Annotated in this window: 9 protein-coding genes; 6 read left to right on the forward strand and 3 right to left on the reverse strand. The window is 66.9% G+C overall.

What is annotated here, in order from left to right; translation table 11 throughout:
• Positions 1-16 precede the first annotated feature (16 nt).
• From JHD80_RS10325 to JHD80_RS10345, 5 genes are all read left to right on the forward strand, one after another.
• Entirely contained in the window at positions 17-487 is a 471-nt protein-coding gene (locus JHD80_RS10325) for an Lrp/AsnC family transcriptional regulator (protein ID WP_199086731.1), read from the forward strand.
• A gap of 99 nt (positions 488-586) precedes the next feature.
• On the forward strand, positions 587-1,471 hold the full coding sequence (locus JHD80_RS10330; RefSeq protein ID WP_199086733.1) for a tellurite resistance TerB family protein: 885 nt from the start codon (positions 587-589) through the stop codon (positions 1,469-1,471).
• Positions 1,472-1,666: 195 nt separating this feature from the next.
• Positions 1,667-2,593 carry a UbiA family prenyltransferase gene (locus JHD80_RS10335; RefSeq protein ID WP_282568380.1) on the forward strand — a complete coding sequence of 309 codons (927 nt, stop codon included), beginning with the start codon at positions 1,667-1,669 and terminating at the stop codon, positions 2,591-2,593.
• The gene (locus JHD80_RS10340; RefSeq protein ID WP_199086737.1) at positions 2,590-3,903 is read left to right on the forward strand and encodes an FAD-binding protein; all 1,314 of its coding nucleotides are present in this window, start codon (positions 2,590-2,592) and stop codon (positions 3,901-3,903) included. Before JHD80_RS10335 ends, JHD80_RS10340 begins: the two co-directional genes overlap by 4 nt.
• Positions 3,904-4,010: 107 nt before the next feature.
• Positions 4,011-4,310: a hypothetical protein gene (locus JHD80_RS10345; RefSeq protein ID WP_199086739.1), complete on the forward strand. Its 300-nt coding sequence runs from the start codon at positions 4,011-4,013 to the stop codon at positions 4,308-4,310.
• Positions 4,311-4,396: 86 nt separating this feature from the next.
• On the opposite strand, the gene gcvA is transcribed toward JHD80_RS10345, so the two are convergent.
• On the reverse strand, positions 4,397-5,329 hold the full coding sequence (gene gcvA / locus JHD80_RS10350) for a transcriptional regulator GcvA (RefSeq protein ID WP_199086741.1): 933 nt from the start codon (positions 5,327-5,329) through the stop codon (positions 4,397-4,399).
• A gap of 103 nt (positions 5,330-5,432) precedes the next feature.
• Here gcvA and JHD80_RS10355 point away from each other — a divergent pair, with 103 nt between their 5' ends.
• Complete coding sequence (locus JHD80_RS10355) at positions 5,433-5,654, forward strand: DUF1127 domain-containing protein (protein WP_199086743.1); 222 nt, start codon at positions 5,433-5,435, stop codon at positions 5,652-5,654.
• Positions 5,655-5,738: 84 nt separating this feature from the next.
• Here JHD80_RS10355 and JHD80_RS10360 read toward each other — a convergent pair whose 3' ends face one another.
• On the reverse strand, positions 5,739-7,187 hold the full coding sequence (locus tag JHD80_RS10360) for an aspartate aminotransferase family protein (protein WP_199086745.1): 1,449 nt from the start codon (positions 7,185-7,187) through the stop codon (positions 5,739-5,741).
• On the reverse strand, positions 7,184-7,894 hold a 711-nt coding region (locus JHD80_RS10365; RefSeq protein WP_199086746.1), incomplete at its 5' end, for an NAD-dependent epimerase/dehydratase family protein. The genes JHD80_RS10365 and JHD80_RS10360, both read right to left, overlap by 4 nt.

Consider the following 7,894-nt stretch of genomic DNA (forward strand, 5'->3'; position numbering starts at 1 on the left):
GCGAAGGATGCATCATATGGCGGCACTCGACGCACTCGACTGGCGCTTGCTGGACGCGCTGCAGAACGACGCCTCCCTCACCAATGCAGCCCTGGCCGAGAGGGTCGGCCTGTCGGCGAGCCAGGTCTCGCGCCGCCGGCAGCGACTGGAGCAGGAGGGCGTGATCCGCGGCTATCGTGCGGCGCTGGAGCCATCGGCCGTCGGCCTCGGCGTCATCGTCTTCATCCATGTCGCGCTCGACACGCATACCCGCGACAATGCCCGGCGCTTCCGCGATCTCGTGCGTCTGACGCCCGCGATCCTCGAGGCCCATGCCCTGACGGGCGAGGCGGATTACCTGCTGAAGGTCGCGGTCGGCGACCTCAAGGCGCTGGCCCGGCTGGTCAACGAGATCCTGATGCCGCATGAGAGCGTGGCCCGCGTCCGCTCCGAGATCGCGCTGGAAACCCTGAAGGAGCCGGGGCTTCTGCCGTTGCCGATGACTTGAGCGCGAAGCTGTGCAAAGCCACGCCTTGGTCGCGCCGTTTTCATGCGGCTGATCGATCTCGACTGCGCGGCATGACGACCGCCAACAGGAGAAGACTCTATGTTCAACGCCAAATCCCTGCTCGACGCCCTGATCAGCGCCGGCAGCCAGGCCGGCGCACAGGCCGGACAGCAGGGCGGCCTCGGCGGCATGCTCGGCGGGCTGGCCGATCAGGTCCAGCGCTCGGGCGGGCTCGGCGGCCTGGCGGGGCAAATCCTGACCCAGGCGACGCAAGGCTTGGGCGACGCCGCGCGCCAGACAGGCGTGCAGCAGGGCACCGGCGATGCGCTCGGCCGCGTCACCGGCGGCAGGACTCCCGACCAGTTGATCGAGCAGGCCAAGGGCATGTTCAACAACAATCCGGCTTTGGCGACCGCCGTGCTCGGCGGCCTCGGCGCGCTCGTCTTCGGCACGAGCACCGGACGCGCAGTGGCAGGCTCCGCGGCCAAGCTCGGCGGCCTCGCCCTGATCGGCGGCCTCGCCTACAAGGCCTACCAGAACTATCAGGCCGGCAAGCCGCTGCTCAACGCCAGCCAGCAGGAGCTGCTGCCGGCTCCGGCCGGCACCGGCTTCGAGCCGCAGGCGGCGAGCGAGGCCACGACCCTGACCTTCATCCGCGCGATGATCGCGGCGGCAGCGGCCGACGGCCATATCGACGACGAGGAGCAGAGCGCCATCCTGGGCGGGCTCAAGGAAGCCGGCCTCGATCGGGAGGCCCATGACTGGCTGGCCAAGGAGATGGCGAACCCGGCCTCAATCGATACACTGGTCGAGGCGGCCGAAAGCCCCGAGCTCGCGGCACAGATCTATACGGCGGCGCGCATCGCCATCAATCCGGACAATGCCGCCGAGAAGGACTTCCTGGCTGGCCTGGCCGGCTCGCTCGGCCTCGATGCCGAACTGGTTGCGAATATCGACGCCGCCGCCAGCGCCGCCAAGGTCTGACGCCGCATCAGTGACCGCGCGGGACGGTGCCGCCGCCAGGCACCGTCGAACCCGGCTTTCGGGGAATGCGGAAGCCCGATGTTAAGCATGGCGTTGAAATCGCTGCCCGTTTCGACGCCATGTGCACTCCCGTTTAGGAGTTTGCCGCCGATAACGCCCGCGCCGGTGAGCCGGCGGTCGCGTACCGCATCGCGGATGGCGACCCGTGTCTTGGGGAAGACGGGCCGAACCATGTCTGTGACCGCGATGATCAGGGCGATGCGGCCGCATCACTGGCTCAAGAACGGCCTCGTCTTCGTCCCGATCCTGCTCAACCACGACGTCTTCGATCCGCATGCGCTCTGGCTGGGCCTGATCGCCTTCGTCGCTTTCAGCCTGATCGCCTCGGCGATCTACCTTCTCAACGACATCATGGATGTCGAGGCGGACCGGCGCCACCCGACCAAGTGCAAGCGCCCGCTCGCGGCCGGCGAGATCACGGCGATGCAGGCCTATGCCGCCGTGCCGGTGCTGCTCGCGGCCGCCTTCTCCCTGGTCGCCCTCGTGCCGCAGCCGCAGCCCTTCCTGCTGTCGCTGCTGGCCTATCTCTTCCTGGCGCTGGCCTATCTGCTGGTTCTGAAGCGCAAGCTCCTGGTCGATGTCCTCGGGCTGGCCGCCATGCACACCTTGCGCATCCTCGCCGGCAACGCCGCCGCCGCCATCCCCGTGTCGTCCTGGCTCCTCGCCTTCGCGATGTTCCTCTTCCTCAGCCTCGCGCTGGTGAAGCGCTATACCGAATTGCGCCTGACCCAGGACCAGTCCGGCCTGAAGAAGGCGGGGCGCGGCTATCACGCAGAGGATATCGAGGCCCTGTCCCAGCTCGGCATGGCCTCGGGCTGCACCTGCGCGCTCATCATGGCGCTCTATGTCGACAGCGCCAATGTGAAGCAGCTCTACAGCCAGCCGAAGCTGATCTGGCTGATGTGCCCGATCGTGCTCTACCAGATGGCGCGGATCTGGTTCCTGGCTCGCCGCGGCAACATGCCGGACGACCCGCTGATCTTCATGATCCGCGACTGGCGCAGCCAGTTCATGGGGCTCGTCGTCGTCCTGATCATGGTCGCGGCGACATTCGTGCCGTGACCGCCCCGCTCGCCAGCTTTCGCTCCTGGGGCGGCCTCGCCGCCCGCGACAGCGCGATCGTCGATGCCCGCGACTGGCTCGATACGCCCCATCGCCCGCGCCGCCCTCTCCTCGCCTACGGCAACGGGCGCTCCTATGGCGATTCCTGCCTGAACAATGGCGGCACGCTTATCGATACGCGTGGGCTCGACGACATCCTGGCCTTCGATCGCGAGACGGGCGTTCTGACCTGCGGCGCGGGCCTCCTGCTCGACCGCCTGCTCGACATCGTCGTGCCGGCGGGCTGGTTCCCGCCGGTCACGCCCGGCACCGCCTTCGTCACCGTCGGCGGCGCGCTCGTCAACGACGTCCACGGCAAGAACCACCACAGCGCTGGCACCTTCGGCTGCCATGTCCGTGCCTTCGAGCTCATGCGCTCGGACGGGCAGCGCCTGATCTGCGCACCCGACCTCAATCCCGAGCTCTTCGCCGCCACCATCGGCGGCTTCGGCCTGACCGGGCTGGTGACGCAGGTGACGCTGCAGCTCAGGCCCATCGCATCAGCCGAGATGGCACAGGAGGTCCTGCATTTCGGCGATCTCGCCAGCTTCTTCGACATCGCCGCGGCTTCCGATGCCACGCATGACTACACCGTCGCCTGGATCGACTCGCTCGCTGGCGGCCGCCATCTCGGCCGCGGCGTCTTCTTCCGCGCCAATCATGCCCCCGCTTCGGATGCGCTGGCCCCGCGCGAGGCGCGCTCCCTGCCCTTTCCGCTAAAACCGCCCTTTCCGCTCATCAACCGCCTGACGCTGAGCGCCTTCAACTGGCTCTACCGCAACAGCCAGCCACGCGACGGCCTCGCGCGCCGGGTGCCCTATCGCCCGTTCTTCTACCCGCTCGATCGCATCCACGACTGGAACCGTGCCTATGGCCCGAAGGGCTTGCGCCAGTTCCAATGCGCAGTCCCGATGGACAAGGCTCACGATGCCGTCGCCATGATGCTCGGGCAGATGCTCGATGCGGGCGAGGCTTCCTTCCTGACGGTCCTGAAACTCTTCGGCAACCGGCCCTCGCCCGGCCTGATGTCCTTCCCCGTGCCGGGCGCGACGCTGACGCTGGATTTTCCCAATCGCGGCGCACGGACCGAGCGGCTGCTAGCGCGTCTCGACGCCCTCGCCATTGCGGCCGGCGGGCGGATCAATCCCTACAAGGACGCGCGCATGTCGCCCGCGACCTTTGCGGCCTCCTTCCCGCGCTGGCGCGATTTCGCCGGGCATGTCGACCCCGGCTTCTCCTCGGATTTCTGGCGGCGCGTCACGGCCGGCTGATACGACCTCAAAATAATTCCGCGCCCCTTTGAACCTGCCTGTTTCTCCCCGCGACCAATGAGCATGAAGAGCGAAACCTTCGCTCTCGCACAGATCGGGAGACGAGCATGACGACGTTCCGCAAGACTGCGACCGCGACCCTCGCGGCCCTGACCCTGGCCACCACCTTGATCGCCTCCGGCGCCGAAGCGCGCCCGCGCTGGGGTTACCGCTACGGTGGCTGGGGTGTCGGCGCCGGTGTGGTCGGCGCGCTCGCCGCGGGCGCCATCATCGCGGGCGCCACACGTCCCGCCTATGGCTACGGCTACTATGACGCCCCCGCCCCCGTCCGCTCCTGCGACATGGTCGAGCGTTTCGACCGCTGGGGCAACGTGATCGGCTACCGCCGCGTCTGCGGCTACTACTGAGTTTCCTGGACGACCCCTGTTTCGAGACCCAAGACTCAAAAGGCCGGCGCAAGCCGGCCTCTTTTTGTTTCAGGCGGGCCGCGATGTCACGACCCGACGCTCAGCCCGACATGGGTCGCGGCTTCCTCGCGGATCCACCTGCGGAAGGCCGCGATCGCCGGCCGCTGCGCCGAAGCCTCCGGGCAGACCAGGTAATACTGGTGCGGCCCCCTGACCTGATCCGGGAACGGCCGGACCAGACGGCCGGCATCGAGATAATCCCCGATCAGGACATTGGTGGCGAGCGCTACACCCTGCCCCGATGCTGCCGCCTGCAAGGCCAGGAAGGTGTGCGAGAAGCGCGGGCCCCGGGTCGCATCGACCCCGCTCACGCCGATCGCGGCGAGCCAGCGCGGCCAGGTGACGAAGTCGGGGATGCCCTCCGGGATCTCATGCAGCAGAATGTGATGGCGCAGATCCGCCGGCTCGCGCAGCGGCCGCTCGGGATCGTCCAGCAGCGCCGCGCTGCAAACGGGGAAGAAATTCTCTTCCATCAGCAGGTCGCTCTGCAGGCCGGGATAGCCGCCGCTGCCCGAGCGGATGGCGACATCGACATTCTCGCGGGCGAAATCGGTCAGGCTCACCGAGACCTCGACCCGCACCTCCAGATGGGGCGCGCGCTCCTTCAGATGTCCCAGCCGCGGGATCAGCCAGTTCAGGGCGAAGCTCGGCAAGGTGCTGACGGTGATGACATTCGGCGTCTCCGGCCGCAGGGCCCGCGCCGTGGCTTCGTTGAGCTGGTCGAGCACCTGCGAGATCGTCGCGGCATAGCGCTCGCCGATCTCGGTCAGGGCGACGCCCTTGCTCGGCAGCCGCACGAAGAGCGGGCGCCTGAGCCAGGTCTCGAGCGAGCGCACATGCTGGCCGACGGCGCTGGCCGTCACCGCGAGCTCGTCTCCGGCCTTCTCGAAATTGCGGTGCCGCGCAGCGGCCTCGAAGGCGCGCAGGGAAGCCAGGGGCGGGAGGTGGCGGCGGCTCATGTCAGGCCAAGTCCAACTTGGGCAATGCGAAGAACTTCGCATTTGCTTGGACCCTGAGCAAGGCGCAAATTACCCGACAGTTAGATCACTCGTGAGGCGCGCCATGTTCGCCAGCCATGCCATAGCCGGACTTTCCTTTTCCGCCCCCCGCCGCGACGGCCGCGTGCTGGGATTGCTGCTTAAGCTCGAAGCCTGGCTCGATGCCCGCAGCAGCGCCCGTGCGCTCTATGCGATGGACGACCGGGGCCTGTCCGATCTCGCCCTGTCGCGCAGCGATGTCGAGCGCGTCAATGCCGACGCGGTGCACGCTTCCCACGTCGCCTGAGCCAAGCTGAACAGCATCCACTAAAAAAGAGCCGGCGGTCGCTATCGACCGCCGGCTCTTTTGTTGTGTCGGCAGGCTGCGGCCTCAGCCCTTGCCGACCGCGACCTTGCGCAGGTAGCCGGTGACGATGCCGGTAACGCCGCTCGATAGCACATCTTCGAAGGCCGCGAGGAACTGGTCGCACTGCTCGCGCGTGACGATCAAAGGCGGCTCCAGCCGGATGACGTTGCGGTTATACTCGGTGAAGGCGACGAGCACGTCGTGCTCCTTCAGGAGCAGCGCGCCGACGAAGCCGCAGAGCGAGCCCTTCAGCTTGTCGTCGAGCAGCGCGACCATGTGCTTCAGCCCGAAAGGCATGGTCTCGCTGATGTCCTGGAACTCGACGCCGATCATCAGGCCGCGCCCGCGGATTTCCTTGAGCAGGGTCGGATACTTGGCGCGCAGGCCGTTCAGCTTCTCGATCAGGTAGTCGCCCTGGCGCTGGGCATTGCCCATCAGGTCCTCGTCATAGAGGACGTTGAGGGCCTCGATCGACGAGACGCAGGCCTCGCCCATGCCCCCAAAAGTCGCCTGCGCATGGATCAGCGCGCTCTTCGGCTTGCCATAGGCCTTCATGTAGATCTCGCGCCGCGCGATCATCGCGCCCATCGCTGCCTTGGAGCCGCCGAGCGCCTTGGCAAGCGCCGTCACGTCCGGCACCACCCCGTCACGCTCGAAGGCGAAGAACTGGCCGGTCCGGCCGAGCCCGCATTGCACTTCGTCGGCGACCCAGAGCACGCCATGCTTGTCGCAGAGCGCACGCAATTCGCGCCAGAAGCCCTCGGGCGCCTCGACGATGCCGCCGCCGCCCTGGATCGTCTCCATCACGACGATGCCGATCGACGGATCGCTCTCCAGCGCCTGCCGGACCGCATCGATGTCGCCGAACGGTACCTTGACCCGGTTCTCGACCAGCTTGAACTGCGACTGGTAGAGCGTCGAATCCGTGACCGAGAGCACGCCCTTGGTCTTGCCGTGGAACGAATTCGCGGCGTGCAGGATCTTGGACTTCTCCGGCCCCTGCGCCTGCTCGGCGACCTTCAGCGCCGCCTCCATCGCCTCCGAACCGGTCGAGCCGAGGAAGACCATGTCGAGATCGCCGGGCGCGATCGTGGCAAGGTTCTTCGACAGCGCGGACGCATATTGCGACATGAAGGCCATGCAGATCTCATGGCGGTTCTCGTCCTGGAACTTCTGCCGGGCCGCGATGATGCGCGGATGGTTGTGGCCGAAGGCGACCGAGCAGAAGCCGCCGAAGAAATCGAGGATCTTGCGGCCGTCCTTGGTGATGTAATGCATCCCCTCGGCGCGATCGACGAGGATCTTGTCGAAGCCGAGCAGCTTCAGGAAGTGAAGCTGGCCGGGATTGATATGGGCGGCGAAGAGCTCCTTTACCTGCGCGGCATCGAGCTGCTTGGCGGCTTCCACGCTGATGAGCTGCGGCCGGGGGTTCGTCACGGCGACGTCCTCGTTCTTGAAGGCGGGCATGCTCATGCGGCGAGGCTCCTCTCGGCTGCTTTAAGGCCGTCCTTGGCCTTGCGGTATTCGGTATAGGCGGCGAGCAGCATGTCCTCGTCGCGATGGCGCGGCGCCCAGCCGAGCTCGCGCTTGGCCTTGGAGGTGTCGAGGATGCAGATTTCGTCGGCGATCTTGTACTGCTCGGGGTCCATGATCGGCAGGTTGATCGCATCGAGCGTGTCGAGCGTCAGCTTGACCAGCGAGGCCGGCGTCGGCAGCAGGATCGATTTCGAGCCTGCATGCCTGATCAGGTCGCCGAGCAGCTTGCGCACCGGCGGCGGATCGTCCGAGCCGAGATTATAGGCCTCGTTCGGGAAGCCCGCCTTCCAGGCCGCGACGCAGGCACTGGCACAGTCGAACACCGAGATGAACTGGTAAGGATTCTTGCCCGATCCGATCATCGGCACCGGCAGGTGCATGTCGATCAGCTTGAACAGCTTGACGAGGATGCCGAGCCGCCCCGGCCCGATGATCAGCCGCGGCCGGAAGATCGGGATGCGGAAACCCTTGGCGCGGTATTCGTCGGCGAGGCGCTCGGTCGCGAGCTTGCTCTCGCCGTATTCGCCGAGCGGATGGGCCGGATGCGTCTCGTCCTGCGGCACCGTCACCGAATGGCCGTAGATCATGTCGGTGGTGAAATGGACGAGCCGGTTGGCGCCGTTCTTCTCCATCCAGGCCAGGAT

The sequence above is a fragment of the Allobosea sp. ASV33 genome (assembly GCF_016428755.1).
Taxonomy (GTDB): Bacteria; Pseudomonadota; Alphaproteobacteria; order Rhizobiales; family Beijerinckiaceae; genus Allobosea.

What these genes read in the sequence shown, in the direction of transcription:
- JHD80_RS10330 (WP_199086733.1), top strand. Translation starts at nt 587, where the DNA reads ATGTTCAACGCCAAATCCCTGCTCGACGCCCTGATCAGCGCCGGCAGC.
- JHD80_RS10355 (WP_199086743.1), top strand. Translation starts at nt 5,433, where the DNA reads ATGTTCGCCAGCCATGCCATAGCCGGACTTTCCTTTTCCGCCCCCCGC.
- JHD80_RS10325 (WP_199086731.1), top strand. Translation starts at nt 17, where the DNA reads ATGGCGGCACTCGACGCACTCGACTGGCGCTTGCTGGACGCGCTGCAG.
- JHD80_RS10345 (WP_199086739.1), top strand. Translation starts at nt 4,011, where the DNA reads ATGACGACGTTCCGCAAGACTGCGACCGCGACCCTCGCGGCCCTGACC.
- gcvA (WP_199086741.1), bottom strand. Translation starts at nt 5,329, where the DNA reads ATGAGCCGCCGCCACCTCCCGCCCCTGGCTTCCCTGCGCGCCTTCGAG.
- JHD80_RS10360 (WP_199086745.1), bottom strand. Translation starts at nt 7,187, where the DNA reads ATGAGCATGCCCGCCTTCAAGAACGAGGACGTCGCCGTGACGAACCCC.
- JHD80_RS10335 (WP_282568380.1), top strand. Translation starts at nt 1,667, where the DNA reads ATGGCGACCCGTGTCTTGGGGAAGACGGGCCGAACCATGTCTGTGACC.